The 22,504-nt window shown below is 45.5% G+C and carries 23 protein-coding genes; 7 read left to right on the forward strand and 16 right to left on the reverse strand.

Features of this window, described 5'->3' with window-relative positions:
• Positions 1-64: 64 nt before the first annotated feature.
• The 4 genes from rlmD (at position 65) to WA381_RS10685 (ending at position 5,324) form a co-directional block, all read left to right on the forward strand.
• Positions 65-1,525, forward strand: coding sequence for a 23S rRNA (uracil(1939)-C(5))-methyltransferase RlmD (gene rlmD, locus WA381_RS10670; protein ID WP_156085952.1), 1,461 nt, complete (start codon positions 65-67; stop codon positions 1,523-1,525).
• A 12-nt stretch (positions 1,526-1,537) separates the two neighbouring features.
• Entirely contained in the window at positions 1,538-3,721 is a 2,184-nt protein-coding gene (relA, locus tag WA381_RS10675; protein ID WP_156085953.1) for a GTP diphosphokinase, read from the forward strand.
• On the forward strand, positions 3,699-4,646 hold the full coding sequence (gene mazG, locus WA381_RS10680) for a nucleoside triphosphate pyrophosphohydrolase (protein WP_156085954.1): 948 nt from the start codon (positions 3,699-3,701) through the stop codon (positions 4,644-4,646). The genes relA and mazG overlap by 23 nt, the downstream gene beginning before the upstream one ends.
• 309 nt (positions 4,647-4,955) lie before the next feature.
• Complete coding sequence (locus WA381_RS10685) at positions 4,956-5,324, forward strand: YbaN family protein (RefSeq protein WP_156085955.1); 369 nt, start codon at positions 4,956-4,958, stop codon at positions 5,322-5,324.
• 91 nt (positions 5,325-5,415) lie between these two features.
• Here the strand turns inward: WA381_RS10685 and WA381_RS10690 are convergent, their stop codons facing one another.
• From WA381_RS10690 to WA381_RS10765, 16 genes are all read right to left on the reverse strand, one after another.
• On the reverse strand, positions 5,416-6,582 hold the full coding sequence (locus WA381_RS10690) for a hydroxymethylglutaryl-CoA reductase (protein ID WP_156085956.1): 1,167 nt from the start codon (positions 6,580-6,582) through the stop codon (positions 5,416-5,418).
• A 207-nt stretch (positions 6,583-6,789) separates the two neighbouring features.
• The gene (locus tag WA381_RS10695) at positions 6,790-7,437 is read right to left on the reverse strand and encodes a hypothetical protein (protein WP_156085957.1); all 648 of its coding nucleotides are present in this window, start codon (positions 7,435-7,437) and stop codon (positions 6,790-6,792) included.
• 188 nt (positions 7,438-7,625) lie between these two features.
• Positions 7,626-8,327 carry a tetratricopeptide repeat protein gene (locus WA381_RS10700; RefSeq protein WP_156085958.1) on the reverse strand — a complete coding sequence of 234 codons (702 nt, stop codon included), beginning with the start codon at positions 8,325-8,327 and terminating at the stop codon, positions 7,626-7,628.
• A gap of 15 nt (positions 8,328-8,342) precedes the next feature.
• Positions 8,343-9,188: an SDR family oxidoreductase gene (locus tag WA381_RS10705; protein WP_156085959.1), complete on the reverse strand. Its 846-nt coding sequence runs from the start codon at positions 9,186-9,188 to the stop codon at positions 8,343-8,345.
• A gap of 65 nt (positions 9,189-9,253) precedes the next feature.
• Complete coding sequence (locus tag WA381_RS10710) at positions 9,254-9,925, reverse strand: TenA family transcriptional regulator (protein WP_156085960.1); 672 nt, start codon at positions 9,923-9,925, stop codon at positions 9,254-9,256.
• A gap of 3 nt (positions 9,926-9,928) precedes the next feature.
• A complete protein-coding gene (locus WA381_RS10715; protein WP_156085961.1) occupies positions 9,929-11,443 on the reverse strand; it encodes an AMP-binding protein in 1,515 nt (504 codons plus the stop codon).
• The gene (locus tag WA381_RS10720) at positions 11,433-12,176 is read right to left on the reverse strand and encodes a thermostable hemolysin (RefSeq protein ID WP_156085962.1); all 744 of its coding nucleotides are present in this window, start codon (positions 12,174-12,176) and stop codon (positions 11,433-11,435) included. Before WA381_RS10720 ends, WA381_RS10715 begins: the two co-directional genes overlap by 11 nt.
• A gap of 116 nt (positions 12,177-12,292) precedes the next feature.
• Positions 12,293-14,095, reverse strand: coding sequence for an ArnT family glycosyltransferase (locus tag WA381_RS10725; protein ID WP_231506596.1), 1,803 nt, complete (start codon positions 14,093-14,095; stop codon positions 12,293-12,295).
• A gap of 5 nt (positions 14,096-14,100) precedes the next feature.
• Positions 14,101-14,778: a TVP38/TMEM64 family protein gene (locus tag WA381_RS10730; RefSeq protein ID WP_049586145.1), complete on the reverse strand. Its 678-nt coding sequence runs from the start codon at positions 14,776-14,778 to the stop codon at positions 14,101-14,103.
• The gene (locus tag WA381_RS10735) at positions 14,768-15,505 is read right to left on the reverse strand and encodes a glycosyltransferase family 2 protein (RefSeq protein ID WP_049586146.1); all 738 of its coding nucleotides are present in this window, start codon (positions 15,503-15,505) and stop codon (positions 14,768-14,770) included. The genes WA381_RS10730 and WA381_RS10735 overlap by 11 nt, the downstream gene beginning before the upstream one ends.
• Before the next feature lie 90 nt (positions 15,506-15,595).
• Entirely contained in the window at positions 15,596-16,297 is a 702-nt protein-coding gene (locus WA381_RS10740; protein ID WP_039235893.1) for a hypothetical protein, read from the reverse strand.
• Positions 16,294-17,058 (reverse strand): hypothetical protein, encoded by a 765-nt coding sequence (locus tag WA381_RS10745; RefSeq protein WP_049586151.1) that lies wholly within the window; start codon positions 17,056-17,058, stop codon positions 16,294-16,296. The genes WA381_RS10740 and WA381_RS10745 overlap by 4 nt, the downstream gene beginning before the upstream one ends.
• The gene (locus WA381_RS10750) at positions 17,048-17,413 is read right to left on the reverse strand and encodes a cupredoxin domain-containing protein (RefSeq protein WP_156085964.1); all 366 of its coding nucleotides are present in this window, start codon (positions 17,411-17,413) and stop codon (positions 17,048-17,050) included. Before WA381_RS10750 ends, WA381_RS10745 begins: the two co-directional genes overlap by 11 nt.
• Positions 17,397-18,686: a sensor histidine kinase gene (locus WA381_RS10755; RefSeq protein ID WP_014975720.1), complete on the reverse strand. Its 1,290-nt coding sequence runs from the start codon at positions 18,684-18,686 to the stop codon at positions 17,397-17,399. The genes WA381_RS10750 and WA381_RS10755 overlap by 17 nt, the downstream gene beginning before the upstream one ends.
• 1 nt (position 18,687) lies before the next feature.
• Positions 18,688-19,353 (reverse strand): response regulator, encoded by a 666-nt coding sequence (locus tag WA381_RS10760; RefSeq protein WP_156085965.1) that lies wholly within the window; start codon positions 19,351-19,353, stop codon positions 18,688-18,690.
• Positions 19,354-19,428: 75 nt separating this feature from the next.
• A complete protein-coding gene (locus tag WA381_RS10765) occupies positions 19,429-20,328 on the reverse strand; it encodes a transporter substrate-binding domain-containing protein (RefSeq protein WP_156085966.1) in 900 nt (299 codons plus the stop codon).
• Between the two features lie 271 nt (positions 20,329-20,599).
• On the opposite strand from WA381_RS10765, the gene rplM reads away from it, so the two are divergent.
• The 3 genes from rplM (at position 20,600) to petA (ending at position 22,503) form a co-directional block, all read left to right on the forward strand.
• Complete coding sequence (rplM, locus tag WA381_RS10770; RefSeq protein ID WP_014948329.1) at positions 20,600-21,028, forward strand: 50S ribosomal protein L13; 429 nt, start codon at positions 20,600-20,602, stop codon at positions 21,026-21,028.
• Positions 21,029-21,040: 12 nt separating this feature from the next.
• On the forward strand, positions 21,041-21,433 hold the full coding sequence (rpsI, locus tag WA381_RS10775) for a 30S ribosomal protein S9 (protein ID WP_014948330.1): 393 nt from the start codon (positions 21,041-21,043) through the stop codon (positions 21,431-21,433).
• 437 nt (positions 21,434-21,870) lie between these two features.
• Positions 21,871-22,503 (forward strand): ubiquinol-cytochrome c reductase iron-sulfur subunit, encoded by a 633-nt coding sequence (gene petA, locus WA381_RS10780; RefSeq protein ID WP_049586157.1) that lies wholly within the window; start codon positions 21,871-21,873, stop codon positions 22,501-22,503.
• Position 22,504: the final 1 nt, after the last annotated feature.

Genomic DNA, 22,504 nt, shown 5'->3' on the forward strand with positions numbered 1-22,504 from the left:
GGTGAGCGCGTGCAAAAACCTCTACTAACATCAAACCACGTAAAGCAAGTAACCGGAGTTACACTTGGCAAACCTTTTTAAACAATCTCGCAGCAAGCAAAAAGGCAAAACGTCGCTTACTGAGCGTGGCGCTTCAAAAAAAGGGAATGCCAGAGCCAACGCGCAGGTCGCAGGACTTCGATTTGGGAAAAGCAAAAATGCAGCGGATACCAGTGAAAGTCAAAAACCTAACACGGTCACCATTGAAGATTTAGACTGGATGGGCAATGGCGTAGTGCGCGGCAATCCGATGGTATTTGTTGAAGGTGCCCTTGTAGGAGAAACCTGCGACATAGAGGTGGTATCAAGCAAAAAGAAAGTCATTAACGCCAGGGCGACAAACATTCACTCGCCAAGTGATGAAAGACAAGCGCCTTTTTGCCCTGTGTTTGATGTATGTGGCGGGTGTCAGCTACAGCACATAAAGCCCGACGCTGCCCTTGTGCAACGTGACCGTGCTCTTAAAGTGATGATGGAACGTCACCTTGCAATGAAGCCACACGTTTGGCAAGCACCTTTAGCAGGGCCGCGCCCTCAATATCGCAGAAAAGCCAGGCTGGCTATAGATGCCCGCAACCCCAATCAAATTAAGTTGGGCTTTCGTGAAGCAAATAGCAACAACGTTATCAATGTAGAAACCTGCCCAATACTGGTCGACCCGCTATCTAAACTTATTGGCCCTTTACGAGATGTGCTTGCAGGGTTCGAGTCAGCGCGTCATATTGGGCATATCAGCCTTATTGCAGGCGACAACACCTCGCATCTTGTTATTAAACACACCAAAGCCCTTGAAGCTGAGCTTATTGATGCAGTGAGCGAATTGGTGAACACGAGTTCATCAGTTGGTGTTTACGGTATTGAATTAAAGCTTGAAAATAAGCAGGGGCAAATTCGCAGTGTGGGCCGTGGTACTGATATGGTGATGAACACGGTAAATGGCTGCTCAATTTCACCTAGTGCTAACGACTTTATTCAAATTAATAAAGTGGTTAACGAAAAAATGGTTAATCAGGCAATAGGATGGCTAAACCCAAAGCCCAACGAACGTATCGCTGATTGGTTTAGCGGGCTGGGCAATTTTACTTTACCTATTGCTAAGTTAGGTGCAAAGGTTCAGGCGGTAGAAGGTGTGGCAGAGATGGTGCGCCGCGCCAAAGACAATGCACAGCAACAGGGCATTGAAAATGTAGAGTGGCTGCATTTAGATTTGGCCGATAAGATCAACGTCGAGGCTTCATTACAGCAGGGCTTTGATAAGGTACTACTCGACCCCTCAAGAGAAGGGGCGTTGACCGTTTGTCATGCGCTTGTAAAAGCACTACCAAAAACGATAGTGTATGTTTCTTGCAACCCAAGTACGTTTTCTAGAGACGCGAAGGTGTTGATAGACGGAGGATATGAAATGGAAAAAGCGGGCGTAGCAGAAATGTTCCCCTTCACCCATCACATGGAAATGATGGCCTTGTTTACGCGAAAGCAGCAGTAACGAGTAAAGGATATGGTATCGACAAGAAAGGTCCACCAAGCCGACCGACCGCCCTTTGAAGCGTGGTTAGATAGCCTTGAGTTAAGTGCAGAAACAAAAGAAAAACTAAGCGCAGTGTCATCTATTCCAGAGCGACTGTTGGTTGGTCAGGAAATGGTTGAGATTTTGTGTCAGCTCAATATGGATGATGCAACGCTTCAGGCAGCCTTGGTTTTTCCATATTGCGAACAGCACGCCTTAAGTGAAGACGATATTTATGAAGAATTCGGCGGGGAAATACGCGACCTGATCGTTGGCGTGCGCCGAATGGATGCCATCAAGTCGTTACATGCGCGTAAAGTAAAAGGCTCTGGCTTTGCAGAAAAGTCGGACGAACAGCACATAGACAGTATTCGTCGTATGCTGCTTGCGATGGTAGAAGACGTGCGTGCCGTTGTGATCAAAATGGCAGAACGCATTTGTGCATTGCAACAGGTTAAAAAAGCCGACGAAGAAACCCGCGTTATGGTGGCCCGCGAATGCGCTAGCATCTATGCGCCACTGGCAAACCGTTTGGGCATTGGTCAGTTAAAGTGGGAGCTTGAAGACCTTGCGTTTCGCTATCTACATCCCATCACCTACAAACAAATAGCGCATCAGCTTGACGGCAAGCGCAGAGAGCGCGCCGAGTACATAGAAACCATAGTAGGCGACTTGCAGGGCTTGCTTGATAGCGAAGAAATTCGCGCAGAGGTTTACGGCCGTCCTAAGCACATATTCAGCATTTGGAAAAAAATGCAGAAAAAGCGCCTTACGTTTGAGCAGCTTTTTGATATTCGTGCGGTGCGTATTATTGCCGAGCGACTTCAAGACTGTTACGCCGCGCTTGGTACGGTTCACGCCAGCTATAAGCACCTACCGAACGAATTCGACGACTATATCGCAACGCCTAAACCTAACGGTTACCAGTCTATTCACACGGTTATTGTGGGGCCTGAAGGGAAGTCGGTTGAGATTCAAATTCGCACGCAAAAAATGCATCAGGATGCAGAACTGGGTGTGGCTGCACACTGGAAATATAAAGAGGGCAGCACGGGCAAGCAGTCAGGCTATGACGAACGCATAAACTGGCTTCGCCGCATATTAGCGTGGCAAGAGGAAGTGGCCGAATCTGGCGATTTAGTTGAAGAACTTCGCAGCCAGGTGTTTGACGATAGGGTGTACGTGTTCACACCAAAAGGCGATGTTATTGACCTTCCCCAAGGCGCTACACCGCTTGATTTTGCTTACTATATTCACAGCAACGTGGGACATCGCTGCATTGGCGCAAAAGTGAATGGGCGAATAGTCCCTTTCACTTATTTACTGCAAAGTGGCGATCAGATAGAAGTACTTACTGGAAAAGAGCCAAACCCAAGCCGCGACTGGATGCACCCAGGTCTTGGCTATGTGCATTCATCACGGGCGCGTGCCACTATCCATTCCTTCTTTAAAAAGCAGGACAGAGACAAAAACCTTGCTGCCGGTAAAGAGCTACTAGAGCGCGAACTTCAGCGTGCTCATTTGCCTGCCAAAGTACCCAGTGAGGCATTTGAGAAGTTTAACTTACAAACCCTCGATGACTTGTACACTGCGGTAGGTGCCGGTGATGTGCGCGTTATGCAGGTGATTAACTTTATTCATCACTTGCAGGAGCCGCCAGCCCCAGAGCCCGAAATTAGTCCTAAGGTTAAAACGCGCAAAACTGCGGCTGGGACGGGCAAAAAAGATGCAGTGGTGGTGCAAGGGGTGGGTCACTTAATGAGCCAGCTGGCGAACTGCTGTAAGCCGGTTCCCGGCGAAGCTATTTTAGGCTATATCACGCAAGGCCGCGGCGTAAGCGTTCATAAAGAAAGCTGCGACCAGCTGCAACACTTGTTGTCACAACACCCTGAGCGTCAGATAGAAGTGAATTGGTCACAAGAGCTTAAAGTAGGTTTTGAGACGGGTATTGATATATTTTGTCACGATAGAACTGGCCTGTTGCGTGATATTACTACGGTATTGGCGAATGAAAACGTGCCGCTTTTAGGCGTGAACAGCCTAAGTGATAAAAATAGACAGACGGCGCTTATCACTATTTCGATAGAGGTTCAGGACCTCGATACGGTGTCTAAAGTGTTAACCCGATTGCGACAGCTTAAAGGCGTGACCGATGCAAAACGCAAACAAAGCTAAGCTTAGCGAAATGCAGCGGCTGCTTAAAATTATGGCGCAGCTGCGCGACCCGCAATCTGGGTGTCCGTGGGATGTAAAACAAACCATGGAAAGCCTAACTCGCTACACTATAGAAGAAGCCTACGAAGTGGCCGATGCTATTGCCAATGGTGATATGCACGACATTAAAGATGAGTTGGGTGATTTGCTGTTTCAAGTAGTGTTTTACGCGCAGATAGCCAGTGAGTCGAGTGCATTTTCTTTTGACGATGTGGCGAAAAGCATTAGCGATAAGCTCGTGCGTCGCCACCCTCATGTTTTTGCTAATTCGCATGCACCTGAGGGCGAAGTCGATACAAATGAAAACGTCACGGTCGAACGTACCCAATTGAGCGATATTGCTTTAAACGCGCAGTGGGATGCTATCAAAGCCCAGGAAAAGCAGCTTAAAAAGCAGCGTTTAAAGCAAGACAACGAAGCAATAGAAAACAGTATTCTAGATAATGTGCCTAAAGGTATGCCAGCACTAATGTACGCGCAAAAGCTGCAAAAAGCCTGTGCAAAGGTAGGTTTTGATTGGCCTGATGCCGCACCTGTCATAGATAAAGTGCGTGAGGAAGTGGAAGAGATTCAGCAGGAGCTGGATTTCAAACAGCGAGCACTGAATACTGGTGTTGCACCTTTAAACAGTGGCGTGCCCGACAACCAAAAAGCAATTGAAGAAGAAATTGGTGATGCACTTTTTGCCATGGTTAACTTGGCAAGACATTGCAAGGTAGATGCTGATACCGCACTTAGAAACGCCAGTAACAAGTTTGCTAACCGTTTTAAAGGCGTAGAGCGCTTGGCGGCTGAACAGGGCGACAAGCTCGACGCATTGACGCTTGATGAAATGGAAGCGCTGTGGCAGCAGGTTAAGCAGTCGTCTTCTTCCAGTGTTGAGTAAATGGCACATTCTGAATACTAAAAACTTTCCCAAATATTGACCTTATCGTCAATTTTCTAAGCTGAAGACGCGCAGCGAATTGTTGAATTGCATTAAGCTTGAGGTTTAGTCCCTAGAATTAGACCAATGTAGATGGAAACTTCATTATTTTGGCGTATGGTTATAGAGTAGGTTTGATTTACGACAAAGCAATGTAGATCCACTTTATCTAATATCTGAGTATAAATTTGGCATATTGGAAGGGCGTGTCGCTGGTGTTAAGTCATGACACTTACCAAGGAGTTGGACTGAATTGGGCGTAACCGTTTTATGAAAAAAATACTGTATTCTACACTGGGGCTGTTTTTAACGCTTCTTGGCATTATAGGCGCGTTTTTACCTGTTATGCCGACCACGGTATTTTTGATAGGTGCGCTTTTTTGTTTTACTCAATCTTCACCGCGCCTTGAAAACTGGTTACTTCAACACCCTAAATATGGCCCCAGTCTTGTTGCGTGGCGAAAACATGGTGCAATTTCGAAAAAAGTGAAATGCATAGCGTGTTGCAGTATGTTGGTGAGCTTTATTTTGGTTTGTCTGTTCGCATCAATGCCTATTCCAGCTTACATAGGCATAGGTCTATTTATGGGAATAGGCGCGTACTTTGTTGTTACGCGCCCCAGCATGCCTGCTGTATAACTTCTCTATACAGAATTTACTCACCTTCGGCAGTAGCGCACAGTTTATTCGAACTACATTGCTAAGCGTTAGGTGACAGGTATAAAAACCTTTAACGGTTTCTACCCAGTCGCTCGTGACTGCTTACCCATTCGTCTGCGACAACTGCAGAACCCAGCGACAGATCGCCACACAATACGGTCGCAGCGACAATTTCCGCAAACTTATTTACGCTGCCCCTTTCTGTGCAGCCAAGTACGCTTAAACATTCGTTTTGTGTAGCTAAACCGGTTCCACCACCGTATGTAGCAACGATTAACGATGGAATAGTCACAGAGAAGTAGTAGTCTCCATTTGGCATAATTTCAGCGTAGGTAAACCCCGCAGACGACTCCGCCACATTAGCGACATCTTGCCCGCAAGCGATGAACATGGCGGTAATGCCGTTAGCGAAATGCGCACCATTGTTAACGCTGCCTGCCATCAATGCGCCCATATTTGAATATTGGCGCTGTTTAAACAAAGCCTCTGGCGGACAATGCATAATCTCCGTCATAAGTTGTTTTGGCAGGGTGATTTCTGCTACAACGCGCTTTCCGCGGGTATGCAGCGAGTTTAAGTGCGAGTGCTTTTTATCGGTATCAAGGTTTGCTGCCAGCACAAAGTGCTCAATAGGGCCCGAATAGTTTGCCTGTATCCACTCGCAGCCTGCTTTGGTAGCTTTACTTACCATGTTTTGCCCAGCTGCATCACCGCAGGTGAAGTTGAACCTAAGCCAGCGGAGCTTAGAGGCAGCATACTGCTCAATATCCCTTAGCTTGCCCACGCTGGTGGTACTATCACAGGCTTGTTTAATGGTTTCAAAATTTTGCTCGACCCACCTGCCAAATGCGAGTGCTTCACGTGCATCGGAAAACGCAAACATGGGCGCCCGCTGCATGGCATCGTCAATAACGGTGGTCGTTATACCGCCTGCTTCTCTTGTTAGACGCATGCCTCTGCTGTAGCTGGCTGTTAGCGTACCCTCTGTTGTGGCCATTGGAACGTAGAACTCACCTTTGGCGTACTCTCCATTCACTAGCATTGGGCCTGCGAAGCCAATAGGAACCTGTGCAACGCCGGCAAAGTTTTCTATGTTTCCCGACAAGGTTTCTGGCGGTATAGAATAGTGTCCTAAGTGATTTAGCTGAGTGCCGGTTTCGCGCGCAATAAATTCGCGGCGTGTTCGGCTCATGTCGTGGGTATAGTCGTTGTCTGAGGAACGTGGGATTTTAGGCATTGGGCCACTCCTTTTTTCTTTCATATTAGGAGTGCTGATACCGAATTAGAACTGTTTACAATTTATACATGAGGATAAGTGCCACCTATGTATGCGCATTTTATGTAGAAAGGCGTTAAATTCACCTTTCTACACGCAAAAAGCGGGGATATTGCTTATTTCGAACTCATTAGCGACGCGCGATAGCCCCGCATAAAGCAAATGATACTATGCTTTTTTATCCAATTTTGCCTGAAGTATAGCAATCTCTTCTCTGCGTTTTTTATCGGCTAGAGGGCGGTTGGCTTTTTCAGGCGCGTTTTGAGCGCGGATTAAAAACCCTTGGGCTTCTTCGTATTCACCATCGTCGAAAAGAAACTCAGCATAAAAGAAGTTTTGGTCCATACCTTCTGGGTTAATTTCTAATGCACGCTTAAATAATTGTTTTGCCTTCTTATCGCTTCCAAAGCTAACTGGCCAGCCTGGTACTTTATGAAAAAGTGCCGCCAATACAGTAAGTGCCGTCCCCTCTAATACCGCTTCCTCTTTTTCAATGGCACGTTCTAAATTTTCCTTCGCACTTTCAGCAAAGTCCAGGGCACCTAAACCGCCTTTCGCACTTGCAGTACTTGATTGAGAGATAGCTAGCCAGGTCAGTGCTTCAGCGCTATTTTCTGATTGCTCGACTAACACTTTCGCCTGCGCAATCAGTGCAGAAAATGCCTCTAATTGGGCTTCACCTTCAAGCTCATAGTTCGTTTTTGCCCACGCGTGTTGTAACGGTAGTAAATCAGGGGTGTTTGCATGAACCGTAGATATCGACAACGTAGTAATAAGGATGAATAGAAAAGGAGAGAAGAAATTCTTTTTCTGCATGAAAAGTCGCCTTTATAAGATAGAGGTAGTTAGGAATAAACGAGATAACTCGACGAAATTGTTAGTAATTTCATGAATTATCGTTGAATCGGCGGCTAATCTAACGGTATTTGCAGCGAAAATCTAATACTTGTTGAAAATGGAAAGGCAATAAGAGCATTGCCTTTCCCTGTATACCTTTAGGGTGACTAACTTTTTCTCGCTATTTTCGCTTCCAATAAAGCGATCTCTCTTTTGCGACCTGAATCTGCAATAGGACGATCAGCGCGCGCTGGGGCGTCGAGCGCTTTCTTGGCAAACTTGAGCGCTTGCTCGTATTGTCCATTATCGAACAAGTACTCGGCGTAGAAATAGTTGGGGTCTATCCCGTCAGGGCTTATTTCAAGTGCATGCTTCAGCAATTTCTCAGCTTTTTTGTCGTTACCAAAGCTAATAGGCCAACCCGGAAGCTTATGGTACAGCACTCCTAGACTGGTCATCGCTGAGCCCGAGAGTGCATTTTCATCTAGTCGCATTGCATGTTCGAAACTCTTACGAGCATCCTTTGCGTAGTCCAGAGCACCAAGTCCCCCCTTGGCACCAGCTGTACTGGATTGAATTATGCCTTGCCAAATCAATAACTCAGGGTTATTGGGTTCTGCCTTTACGAAAGATTTAGCGGTATTAATAAGGGCGACGAATGCTTTTTCCTTTTCTGCGTCATCAAGTTCATAGTTAATATGTGCCCACTGATGCTGAAGTATCTTTAAAGGGCTGGTTGCTGTTTCGCTTAAGGCTAATGTCGGCGCTGTACTTTCTGTGACTTCGTTAGCTTGAGTCATAGCAGTGTGACTTAATGCCAGACCGAGCCCCAGAATTACCGTGGTGCTAAGCGTGGTTAATTTCTTCATGATAATGTCCTCGTGTTAAACCAGCTTGTTACCCAGGCGGGTATCGTTTTGAGCGCTGGTCTGTTTGTCTTGTGATTGCGTTTTTCGAAAGGCATAGCGTTTAATTGTTGGAAGTTTCTTTGCCAACGCATTGTCAACAACACTAGGAACTAGTGCGTTAAGCTTGGCAAAAAAGCGTTCAGCACGTCCGAGCGCGACTCTTGGCAAATTGTTTTCTAACTGTTTAATGAATGCTTGCGCTACTGCATCAGGCTCGTCTGTCTGGTTGCCCAATGCCTCATTTAGCGCATTAGCGCGTTCGTCATTTATATCGGTACGCGTTGCGCGTGGCGCTAGATAGTGAAATTTAATTTTGCTATCGCTGAATTCTCTGTGCATCGCTTCCGTCCAGCCTTTCAAAGCGAATTTAGTAGCGCAGTAGGTTCCGTGCGCAGCAAAACCTATGCTTCCAAAAGCTGAGCCTACATTCACGACATGCGCAGACGGTCTACGTTCGAGTAACGGCAGTAGGCGTTGGGTTAGTAGCATCGGAGCCAGCATATTTGTCGACACAATTGACTCGATTGGGGTGCCCTCAAACTCGCCCACATAGGTAATGCCAGCATTGTTAACCAGAATACTTAAAGGACGTCGTTGGCAGGCACTTACTACTCTATCTCTGCCTTCATCTGACGTAATGTCAGCCACAATGGCAGTATGATGAAGGGTTAAATTTTGTTGCAGCTGTTCGAGCTTCGCCTTACTTCTGCCAGTTAGGATAATGTGCGCGCCTTTTTCATCAAGCGCCTTGGCTATTGCTTGACCAATACCGCCAGTTGCACCTGTAAGAAGTACCACTTGATTACGCCACTGAATATTCATTGTATTTACCTTAACGTGTTATCAATTTACCTCGGGGGATAAGCACCAGAGGTAAACCCTTGAATTCAAGCAACCTGTTCCAGGCCGTGTTCAGGTGTTAATTCGCGAAAGATATCTCCGTATAAGCGATAAAACATGTTCGCGCTGTGAATGATCATTTGCTGCTCTTTGGGGTCAGTAATTTTGTTCATAAGCCCTTCAAAGAAAACAATGTGCTCTTGGTCTAGCGCACCGTGAGAGGTAAGGTATTTAAACGCTGATTTAGGCAGAGATAACTTGTCTTTGATTTGTTTTGCAGCCGCGTCGGCAAGCGCAATACTTGTGCCCTCTAAAACGAATACCATGCCGAAGAAATACAGTGGGCTTTTGCGTGCTATTGCATCAAAAGCATAGGCAACCATTAATTCGGTGGCGGGTCCAGGCTGACTTTTCCTCGCCTGTTCTTTATCAACGCCACAGGCTGCAAGGTCGTTAAGGATCCACTCTTGGTGACCCATTTCTTCTTCAATGTATTCACCAATTGCTTCTCTTAGCCATTCCTTATCTTCGTTGAGTTTGGCACCTGTAGCCATAAGCAGGGGTACAGTAAACTTAACGTGATGATAAGCCTGTTGAAGAAAGGCAATATAGTCGTTTAGGTTAAAATCACCGTTAAAGCAGCGTTGTATAATCGGCGCCTGTAAGAATGACTGTCTGGCATGTTCGGTGTTGCTTTGAAGTTGCTGATAGAAATTCATAAATTATTCCTTGATAACAAATTGAGAAGAAAATGCTGTTGTACTTTGAACGCTGTACTGGTGTTGGTCTTGGCTCTGGTAGAGCATGTCTAAGTCAGTTGCGTAGCGGGTAATTATTGCGTCACGTTTTAGTTTTCCCGTTGGGGTAAGCAGTTGGTTTTCTGGCGTGCAAAGACCGATGGTGGCGAAGTTAACAACTTGCGCATAGTCAGGTAACTGCTTATTGATAAGCGCCACGGTGCTTTGAATCTGCGTATTAGAAATAGTATTGGAAGCGGGTACGAGGAGCGCGACACAGTAGGGTTTAGCTTCGCAATACACCAAAGCCTGCCTGAACAGTCCTGTTCCCAGCAATAAAGACTCAATCCACTCTGGCGATACGTTTCTGCCAAAGCTGTTCACCATTATGTTTTTTATACGCCCATTCAGCGTAAGTGTGTTGTCAGAAAAGACGCCTAAATCGCCGGTTCTGACCTGGGTCGGATAAAATGAGGAAGGTTGATTCAGATAACCCAGAAAGTGGTTGCCTGTAACTACGACTTCACCCTCTTCGATGTGCAGTTGATTATGACCAAGCGTTTTTCCGGCACTGCCCATCGTATTGCAATTGGGCGTGTTCAATGTTGATACTGATACCGCTTCAGATAAGCCATAACCTTCAAATACTGGTAGTCCCTTCGCTTGAGCTTGCGCCAGCAAAGTGGGCGCTACATGTGCACCGCCAACAGCAATGAACATTAGTGATGAAGGTGGTGTCCAGCCCTGATTACATGCCTGTACTAGCACCATTAGCAAGTCGGGCACCAAGATCACAGACGTTGGTTGAACGCGGTCTATCAGTGACAGCAGTGCGTTTGGATTGACGAGTTTGCTTCCTTGAAATCCGCGCTCAGATGCCGTGGCTAAATAAACCGTGCCGCCGTGGTACAGAGGGGCGTAAACACCTGCAACATTTTCAAGCAGGGTAGACAATGGCAGTAAACACAGGTGGTTCACTATTTCTGGTTGAACAGCACGCTCAATAGAATGGGCAACTTTCCATTGCGATTCAGTTGACAGGCACACGCCTTTCGGTGAGCCCGTAGAGCCAGAAGTAAAGGTTATTTTGTTAGTACCTACAGGTGTGTATACACGAGAGTCATGTTTGAGTGAATGAGCGACAATGTCGTTTTCGCTATCAATAACAATCGGTGAATCACTCCATTCACTTAGTTCACCTCCGCGATTGGTCAATAAAAAGTGACACTGGCTCTCATTTAATACATGTTCTTGTTGGGAAGCGCTAAAAAATAGCGGAACGGGGACACAGCAAACGTTAGCCTGTTGGCAGGCTAAATCAGCAATCACCCATGCAAAGCTATTGTCAAAGGCAATGCCCACCCTCTCGGCATTGTGGTTTGTTATCCAGCTTGCGAGGTTCTCGACGGCGCTCAAAAGGGCGCAGTAAGTCATTGAACCGTCTTTGCATTTCAGCGCAACGTCATCGTCGTGCCCGTTTATATACTGATTAAGCAACATACGCTGTTTCCTTTTTTGTGCAGATATTTTGCGTTAACGCATCCACATTTGCGGAAATAAGCTCAATTGCACGTTGGTAATGAGCATTAAGTTCAGGGCAGCCAATTATGTGTTGTGTTACGTGATGTAGCGACAGGGCAGTAACCTGAGGAGCGGTGTCATAATAGGTGCCCCAGTCATCGCTATTCCCTTTAAGTTTTGACGCATCGGCTTTAACAAGGGGGAGGAGTTGAATACCCGCGCCCATGAGTAAAGAGGTGAGCTGTGAGGTCGCACTGAAAACCAGATATTTGCTACCACATCGTTTTAAAACGAAGAACAGGGCAAATAACAAGGGGAGGGTATAGCGCGATGCACTGCTAAAAAGGTTACCAACTTCAGCAATATGCGCTCTGTTTACGGTTATCCCTTGTAGGGTGAGGGCAGTTTCTACCGAAGTGTTAAGGTATTGCTCTATAAAAAGAGAATTATTCTGACCATCATAGGCGGCAAATCTTGCGCCTGCGGCGGCTTTAACTCCCTTAGCGTCAAGAGCAAACAGCATAGGCATAAAGGAAGTCACTCGTGCGTTGTAGCGAGCTTTAAAACCACTCGCTATAAACGCTTCAATACGGCGGCGGGCATTATGTCCATGTTTTGCCGCGATAAAGGTTATTGCGGGCTTTTCCTTTGAGACAATCGCAGATTGCTGACTAGCAACCTGGGTTGGAACAGAAGCTAAAACGTGACTCATAAACATGCTCATTGGTTTTGCGATGTTATGAGTATTTACGCGAGACCTTAAGAGAACCTTAAGTGGGAAAAACTTTTATAAATGTCAGCCCAAAATGTTAAGAACGCCCAAGCTAATTAATCGCTTGAGCCGTCATAGCTATTAAAAACTGGGCCGTTAGCCGGTAAATCACAGGTAGCGTTCGCAGCAGTGGCAGGAAGCAACAACCATTCGTCACGGTGGGCTACACCCTGTGAAGTGGCTTGTGATAAGTCTACACATTGAAATTTGTAGTCACTTGGAACTAACAAAAAGCGTTGACGTATTGGCGGTCTAACCCGCCGGTCTGAAATCTTTGTCTGCTCGCGGGAAGGCTCGGAAGTATCGGTCAACCAAGCCCACGCTGTCCCGTTTTCTACTTCTTTCGGAGTATGGTAACCAAAATGAGCCATTTCAAAGGGTGAATAAAGCAAATACTGTTCTTTAAAGCTGACTATCCCCACCTCGAAGGCAGTTGAATCCTTCGTCAACATATTACTTATCTGGCTTTCTGCATTTTGAAGGACTATACGGGGAGTACGGTAGTCGTTTAGCAGCCATGCACCGAATGTGGAAGGAATTACAGTTAAAATGAAAAGCCATGCCAGTAATTGGCGGGCGAGTAATTCTCCATCCCCTGCGTTGCGCTTTTTATTGTAAACATAGTAGACAATAAGAGTACAAAGCCCAGCGAATCCGAGTACAAGTAATACTATGCTTAAACGAACAAGGGTTTCGCTGTCGCTGTCAAAGCGCGTCATCAGCTTAACAGCAGTGGGCTCGTGAAATAGCAGTGCTAAGCCAGCAATCAATAAAACGGCAGAGATTAACGAGGTAACTGCGCGCGCAAAAAGCAGCAACCCTCTTGATAAAGTTGAATTCGCAAGTACCAGACCTGCAACCATACTCAACGCAGGCAGTGCCGGTAGAACATAAACACCACGTTTACCTGGGCTGATACTAAAGAAAATGACAACCAATATTACCCATATCAACAAGGATGAGTAAGCGGGGTTGTGAATAAGTACATCTTTTAACGACTTAGCTTTTGATACAAGTATGGCAATTGGAGTTATCCAAAATACAGGAATAACTTCAACAATATAGTAATACCAGGGCTCTATGTGGTGCCAGGCATTGGCATATCGCTCAGCCGTTTGTTTAAACAAAATATTCGACAAGTATTGTTGTATTTGAGGCTCTTGTTTTATCAAACCAAGATAAAGCAGAGGTGCAAGCCACATCGCCACAACTGATAGCATGATTAAGGGACCAAACAACATGCGCAATGACCACTTGCCGCTATGTGAGCCGCTGGTAAATGCGAAAAATGCAATGGGGATAAATAAAAGAACAGGTAAAAAGCCAACGCCTTTGGTTATGATCCCAAGCCCCATAAAGAACCATGCTGCAAAGTACCACCGCCAATTAACATGCACATAAAAGTGCTGAACGAGTCCGTAGACGCCAATCCAGATAAAGCAGGCGACAAGGGCATCTATTTGAGCGAATTTGGCTTGAATAAGAAACTGAGGGCTCAGTAGAAGTACGAGCATACTCAACATTGCCGCTTTTTCATTGGCAAGTCTTAGCGATAGCTTGTAGGTTAACCCCAAAGTGACAAGGCTTGCGATAGCGTTAGGCAGGAGCATAGCCACCTTCAGGCTACCCGTTATAAGGTAAAAGAAGGCAATACACCACATAAACACAGGGGGCTTGTCCGGATAAATTTCGCCACCGCGCATGGGCACAAGCCACTGTCCACTGTTCACCATCTCTTTTGCGACCAATGCGAATCGAGGCTCATCGGGGGGCCAAGCATCTCTGAAACCCAGACCAACAAATATCAGAGCACAGGCAAAAAAGAACAGGGTAGATGCATGGCTATTTGAATTAAGCATAAGCCTCACGACGGCTCACTCCTACGAGAAATGCCTGATAAGGATAGAAGTAGAAGAAGGCTAATGATTAAGCCACCAATTTGTAAAGGCTGTTCGAGGGAGCTGACAAATCGAGAACCGCTTCCAAGCAAGGTAAACAAAAAAGTTTGAGGCGCAAAGCCGATTGCACTTGCAGCAATAAACGGGACAAACGGAACGCTTAGCACACCTGCTACGGCGTTTGTGATTAGGTTGGAGCCAACAGGGAATAAACGAACAATTAGCACATTGCGAAAACTTCGCTTGGCCAGTTTGTTTTCAACAGGCTTTAATTTTGTACCTAAAAGACGGACGGCAAGTGAGCGTAGAGGGCCATTTGCTAATGCGTAGGCTATGCATGCAGACAATACCGTTAGCAACAAGGCAATTAATCCTCCCTGCAATGCGCCAAAGCCCACTCCGCAAAAAAAACTGACAGCCTGACGGGGAAAACCCATGGTTAAAAGTACAACACAAGCACTCAGTATCATGCACAGCGATTGCCAATTTAAATTAGAAATATAGGCATTCAACCAATCTGTATCATCACCGTGCTTCCATACTTCACCAGTGACCTCAAGCGACACATAGCAGACAAGCGCGATGCTTGCTGCCCCGATGAAAAACTGTATGAAGCTTTTGAGGCGGCGAATATTAGTCTTCATTACCAATTCCGCTGGTAATGTGATTAAGCTTATTTCTGTGCATTAGCCATCTGACGCCAAGCATATCGATGATCCCTGCCCAGCCACGATTCCACGCTGTGTAATTTGATTTACCTTCTAAGCGCGCGCGATGATTAACCGATACACATACCACGTCTCCCCCAAGCCTTTTGGTTAAAGCGGGAATATATCGGTGCATATGGTCGAAATAGGGCAAAAGTAAAAAGGTACTTCTTGGGAGGAGTTTCAAGCCACAGCCCGTGTCTGGTGTGTCGTCCTGTAGGATCCACTGGCGAACACGATTGGCAACTTTAGACTGAAATCGCTTCCACGGGGTATCTTTTCGCTTTTTACGATGCCCTATAACGCAGAAGTGCGCTGCATTAGTCTCTTTAGCTGCGCGAATAAGTCGCGGTATATCAGCAGGATCGTTTTGCCCATCAGCATCAAGGGTGATGATCCACTTGCCTTTTGCCTGTAAAACGCCGTGAAAAACCGAAGTGCTTTGACCGCAGCTCATAGGGTGGACGATGACACGACAACTTACCGGCAAGGTGCTTGAAAGGTTATGCAGCAAGGATAGGGAGTCGTCACTGCTACCGTCATCAACAACAATAATTTCTGTTGTTGTACTTGGAACCACTTCTGCAATTTCTCGTAACAAAGCAGAAAGGTTTTTGGCTTCATTTTTAGCAGGTAAAACAACACTGACGTCAAACTGGTGCATAAGAATATTTGGTAAATCATCGAATGACGTGCACTTTAAATGTTGAACCTTAAGGAAAGCTTAAGTTAGGCGCTAAAGTGCAAACTTGCATTAAAATTCGTATTCCAACGACATGCGAAGTGTGTGATCTTTACTGTCACCATTTAGTCCGGCAATAAAGCCCAGTTCCCATTTTAACTGCTTCTGTCGGTCAAAGCGTTTTATACCCATGAATGCTGGACCAACCCCGATAAAATCCTCTGCTACATACACTTCCAATCCAGGTTGTACTTCAGGGATCCAGCGATACCTAAACTTGGCTTTAAATTCGCTTTCCCATTCATTCTCAACAGTTTGACCCCACTCGTACACCAAGCTAATGTTAGTTGTTAAACTGAATTGGCCAAACTCTTTTTCTGTTAATATCCCCGCTTTAACTTCCCAGTCATCGGTATTGTGCTGCTTTTCCAGCTCAAACAGCGTTGCCCAGTCAGCCCAGTATCGCCCTTGTTCAGTCATCATCCAGCGTAACTCTACTTCGTAGCTTTCTAAGCCAAAATCTTCATTTTCATCCCGCGCACCGACAAGGTATGTCTCGAGGATCATAAACTCTGAAAGTGCATGGCCGAATGAGAAGCGTTGCATTAAAACATTGCCATCGTCATTTTGTCTTGAGGTAAGTCGCCACTCAAACTCACGTTCAAAGGGTAATACATAAGGGTGATAAACCTTATCTACGGTAAAATTATCTGCATAACCGTTACTTGAAAACACGGCGCATAATGCGATAGCAGTAAGGAGAAAACGTCTCACTGTGCGACCTCCTGAATTTCATCAGAGAATCTCTTTTTTGAAGAAAAGAAAGCAATTAAATTAGGCACGATAAGTGCGAAGAAAAACACCAATAAATAGCTCATAGAGGGCGTAGCCTCATAGCCAATAAGAGAATTCAGAAGATGACCATATTCGCTATTGTCACTAATAATTGTGCTGCTATCCCATAGCTGCCTTGGCGATGGGAAGGTGTCAGTTTGTTCCAATAATAATGCGATATTAGCGGTTTGAGCTGCCACAAATGTGGTTGCAAAAAAGTATGTTGCTCGCTTGCTAACAAAGTGGGTGAGCAAAATATTAAGTAGAATCGCGATGCTAATACTTATACCCAGACCAATGATAGTGCCCAAGAGCAATAACGTACTATCACTATTACCTGATAACTCGGAAACAAAATAAACTAAAAAGTGCAGCGAATTGGGTAAGCCAATACCTATTATTAGCAGGGTGAGGCCTAGACTGAACCTATTCGACATGCGTGACGGCAAAAGGACAACAAGGCACATACCCAACCACGCAATAAAAAACAGTATTGATTTGAGATACTCAAATCCGGCACCTTCTGATAGTTGCGATACCAGTCCTAGCTGGGGGTAGGTAAATACAGCGAGCAATACCAGCAGCAACACCCGCCACACAACGGCAAGCGTAGATACACGCGGCAGCGCCAGCAATACACTAATGAGCATGAATATGGGCAAGGTGTCACGCAAGAAGAGAACGACGGTATTAATTAGCATCCAGCGTGCCCTCTTTGCTTTTAACTATTACCTTTCCTATTGCGCTATTAGGATGAAACTCACCAAAAAAAGGATACTCACCGGCTTTTAATGGGCCAATAAAGATGGTCCCTCGGCTTTTCGCAAATATCACTTTTTCTCTGTTCAAAGAAAAGCTATCTATTTCTTCGGGAGTATCATCGAAATTGACAAAGGTTAGCTTTACTTTTTGCCCTGCAGGCACAATCACTTCCTGAGGAAAGAATAAGTGCTCTTTAATTTCCACCACCACTTCAGGTAAGGCGAACGCAAGGGGCGTATAAAAAGCACAAAGGGCTGAAAAGCAGAATAAAGAAATCTTAGAGTATGTAGTCATTGGAAAATGCCACCCTAACTTCTAATCCCCCGAGCGAACTTTCATCTAAAGAGAGCTCAGCCCCGTGTAATACAACGATTTGTTCTACAATGGCTAGCCCCAAGCCGCTTCCCGAATGAGGCGAGCTGTTAGATGCTCTTTTGAACCGGTTTAGCACGACAGCGCGCTGGTCAGCAGGGATGCCTGGCCCAGAATCGCAGACGCTTAAAATAAGCTCGTCTTTCCGTCGTTCAATCTTAATAATTATTTGTGCACCGCTAGGAGAGTATTTACTCGCATTGCTCACTAAGTTCTGAAGCAAGGTGTAAAGGACAAATTGAGAACTTAGCAACCAAGCTTCTTCTCCTTCCAGTGCTATCTCTTGGTTTTTATTTTCAATAGCGCCGTATAGGTCACTAATCACCTCTTGCGCGACCACGTGCACATTTACAGGTTCTCGCTGTTCTGCAAACGTTTCTGGGCTGGTGCGAGTAAGCAAAAGGAATTGATTTACCGCGTGGATCATTCTATCAGTGTCTGCTTTGAGCGGAGCCAACACGTGGCCTTTTTCACCTAACTCGTTCGCTATATTGTGAATGTTTATTTTCATCACGCTGAGCGGAGTTCTAAGCTCATGCGCCGCGTTTGATGCGAATTGCTGCTCTCGTTCGAATGCTGAATTCAGTCGCGTGAACATGGTGTTTAACGTAGTAACAACAGGGCTAAGTTCACTGGGCTCACGGGATAACGCAATGGTAGAAAAATCATTACCCTGTCGGCTGGCAAGGAGTTTTGATAGGTGTTTTAACGGCGATAGTCCCCAAGTAATGCCAAAAAAGAGAATGAATGCAAGAATAGGCACACTAATTATAAAAGGGGTGATGGCGGCTACAGTTAGCGAGTCAGTTAAAGTGAAGCGACTACTTACGGGTTGAGCTACCATATACCAGCTATCATTATTCGGGTTAAACCGGGTATGTACCCGCCAGCGTGTACCCAGTGCGTTTACTTCAGAAAAACCCTCGGAGAAGCTGGTTAATGGCGTGCTTAGCGCGTCAGTAGATGAGCTGGCCAGCTTACCTTGTTTCCATACCTGGAAGAAAAGTGTCTGTTGCTGTGTGCGGGTGCCGCTATCTACGTAAGAGATTGCGCGGGATAGCTCAACTAACTCGTTATCTAACAAGGTATTCGATATACCCAGCGTTGCGCGGTAGCCTTTAAGTGCTGCACTAAATATCACTAAAACAAGCGCGCTGATCAGTGTAAGAATTAGAAAGCGGCGAATTGAAGACAATTCACTCCCCCGATTTTGAAATGCAATAACCGACGCCTCGAATAGTCTTAATAAACTCAGGAGGCATTTTTTTACGCAAATTACTCACGTGTACTTCTATTGTGTTGCTTGCCACTTCCTCTCCCCACTCATAAAGTTTATTTTCCAGCTGATCTTTACTCAGTATGCGCCCTGCGTTTTCAATAAGCGCTTTTAGTAGCATGAGTTCACGTCGAGGTAAGTGAACGTTTTGATTGTCGATAGTAAGCGTATGATGGGCAGTATCAAGGCTGACATTCTTAACACTAACAATGCTGTGAGATGCTGTGCTCAGACGACGCTCAAGTACTCTAATCCTAGCTAACAGTTCTTCTATTTCAAACGGTTTAGGTAAGTAGTCGTCGGCGCCTGCATCTAAGCCAGAGATTTTGTCTAGCGTTTTGTCCCGTGCAGTTAAGATCAACACAGGAAGCGTTGCGTTTTTCTTTCGAATAGATTTTAGTACGTCGAGGCCATCTGTGTCGGGTAAACCCAAGTCAAGAATGACAATGTCACTTTGGCCCGCTCGAAGCGTTGCAAGGGCATCTGCGCCTGAATAAACACAGTCTACCGTGAAGTTGGCATTCTTTAGTGAAAGGGCGAGGGCGCCAGACAACGGCCTATCGTCCTCTACAAGCAGTACACGCATAAAAAACTCATTGATAAAAAAACAAATCAAAACACTAAACGAGAGACCTTAAGAAAACCTTAAGTGCTTAGTGTTTTACTCTGACATCTCTTTTTCGAGCGCGCGTATTGCTATATCTTTGTATTTATCCCAACGCGCGTAATCTAGTTTATAAGGTATTGTTGGGTTGCCGAGCTTGTGAATTTTTCTACTTTCAGCATCGGCAAGCATTTCTGCTTTTCTGTGCCCTTCGAAGCTATCGAAGATACGTTCGAGTTCTCCATCGTCTAGAATCTTGATAAGACCTAATCTCAATCTATTCGCGAGGGCAGGGTTATCTGGGCTAACAAAAAAGTACTCATAGTTGGGGTATTTTAATAGGTGGAACTGCTCTAAAGAGACATGCTTATCTTTGTGGCGTTCTAAATCGCGGTGTACTTCGATAATATTGCGGGGAAAGGCGTCGACAAGGTTGCGAGAGACCATTGAATACATTGAGCCAAACCACGAACTCCAATCTTCTCCTTCAACTCTGTACCCATTAGCCGTTAAGACATCCATATCTGGCCAGTCAGTGCCTTGAACCATTGTAAGGTTTTTCAAGGTTCGGCCATCGGCATCTTCGGTGAGTTCGCTTTGCCGGGATGGGTTAATAACAAGCACTCTGAATCCAGCAAATCCTTTGAGTAAAGGAAGCTTAATAGGAATGAGCTTTTGTTCTCGAGTCTGGTTCGTTACGCTCCACAGTACGTCTGCTTCTCCCTTTAATAGGGATTGCATCTGACGACTTTGCGTCATGGGCTGAGGATGAGGGACAAGGGTTATATCGCCATATTCCTTTGTTGCCTTAAATACGGCATTGAGCACAGCTACGTGATAACTTCCATAATCATCATCGGCAAACGCACGTGTATATACTAACTCCTCAGCATTTACACTGGACAAAAGTAGCGTGTGTAGCATCATCATTGAAGCTACGAAGCGAGACATTTTCATTTGTTTTTATATTGGTTCCGAACACAACAGTTTGACGTTACCTTAAATCTGTTTCTGTGTCATCGGCAGATGATGGAATTTTATCCATATTTTTTGTGCTTAGGGGTTCGCATTTCCTTCAATTCCTGTATAATTCGCGCCCTGCCCAGTTACGCCCACCTTTGGGAAGGTGGAAGAATCAGCCGGCTCGAAGGGGTCATTGTGTTGATTTTAAGGTGATTTCTGGTGTTCAGAAATCAGTAACGACGATATTATTCGGGTGAATTTGAAAATGAAAACTTTTGTTGCTAAGCCAGAAACGGTTCAACGTGACTGGTATGTGGTAGACGCCACAGACAAAACTCTAGGCCGTTTGGCTTCTGAAATCGCACTACGCCTTCGTGGTAAGCACAAGCCAGAGTACACACCTCACGTGGACACTGGTGATTACATCGTAGTAATCAATGCTGAGAAAGTTGCGGTAACAGGCCGTAAAGCGCAAGACAAAATGTACTATGCGCACTCTGGTTACCCAGGTGGTCTTAAAGAGACAAACTTTGAAAAACTAATTGCTCACAAGCCAGAAATGGTTATTGAAAAAGCAGTTAAAGGCATGTTGCCAAAAGGCCCTCTAGGTCGCGCAATGTTCCGTAAAATGAAAGTTTACGCAGGTGCAGAGCACAAGCACACCGCACAGCAACCACAAGTTTTGGACATTTAAGGAGCTATTAACATGGCAGATACTCAATACTACGGCACAGGCCGCCGCAAAAGTTCTACTGCTCGTGTGTTCCTACGTCCAGGCACAGGTAGCATTAAAGTAAACCAACGCGCTCTTGACGAGTACTTTGGTCGTGAAACAGAGTGCATGGTTGTTCGTCAGCCACTTGAACTTGTTGAAATGACTGAAAAGTTTGACGTATACATCACTGTTAAAGGTGGTGGTTCTAACGGTCAAGCGGGTGCAATCCGTCACGGTCTTACTCGTGCTCTTATGGAGTATGATGAGGCACTACGTCCAGCACTTCGTAAAGCTGGCTTCGTTACTCGTGACGCACGTCGCGTTGAACGTAAGAAAGTTGGTCTACACAAAGCGCGTAAGCGTCCACAATTCTCAAAGCGTTAATTTTTACGTTTTTTGTATTTGCAAAAACCCGGCTTATGCCGGGTTTTTTTTGCTCTTTTTTCTATTACAAGTTGCCTGCGTCCCACATTCAGTAAAGTCTTCAAGCCTCTACAATTCATAACAAAGGTTTAATTTGCTGGTGTTATCTAACCAAATATTCTTCAAAACCTTGATTTTAGGCCTTTCCCTCACTAAACCTAAACACACCTTTTGAATTAATTTATCGCTTAAATATCAGTAAAACCTTGTGTTTATAAGGGCTTTTCTTTTATCATTTGCGGTCGAAAATTTTGAAAACTTTCGTGACCTCGTAAACCAGTAAATTTTTACTGTTACGTCGCTGTCATGACAAGCCATATGATGCATGACGCAAGCGTGATAAAACCAGTATAAGCTTGGGTTACACATCATAATTATCCAAACCTGGAGAAATGTGGATGAGCAATGTATCTGTAGATGCAACAGAGTCTGCACACAATGAAAACCAGCCAGAAAACAACACTCGTCGTCGGTTCTTGACCGTTGCCACGTCGGTAGTTGGTGGTGTAGGTGTCGTTGGTGCTGCTGTGCCTTTTATTGCGTCCTGGAATCCAAGCGCCAAAGCGAAAGCCGCCGGTGCTGACGTTGAAGTAGATATCAGCGGGATTGAGCCTGGACAGTTAGTACGTGTGATGTGGCGAAGCAAGCCTGTGTGGATTGTACGTCGTACGCCTGAAATTCTTGAAGAACTAGGCACGCACGAAGATAAGCTGAAAGATCCTAACTCTGAAGCTGAGCAGCAGCCTGCCTTTGCTCAAAACCGTTTCCGTTCAATGAAGGAAGAGTACCTTATCCTTGTTGGTATCTGTACTCACCTGGGTTGTTCTCCACAGCATCTTAAAGACGGTGCATTTGAAGAAGTGGTTGAAGGCGTTCCAGATGGATTCTTCTGCCCGTGCCACGGTTCGAAATTCGACATGGCTGGACGTGTATTCCAAAACGTTCCTGCACCGTTGAACCTGGTTGTACCGCCATATCAATTCGTTGATGACAATAACATCATCATCGGTTCAGAAGCGGAGGCCGTGTAAT

The organism is Alteromonas sp. CH_MED4-4 (assembly GCF_037029575.1).
Taxonomy (GTDB): Bacteria; Pseudomonadota; Gammaproteobacteria; order Enterobacterales; family Alteromonadaceae; genus Alteromonas; species Alteromonas macleodii.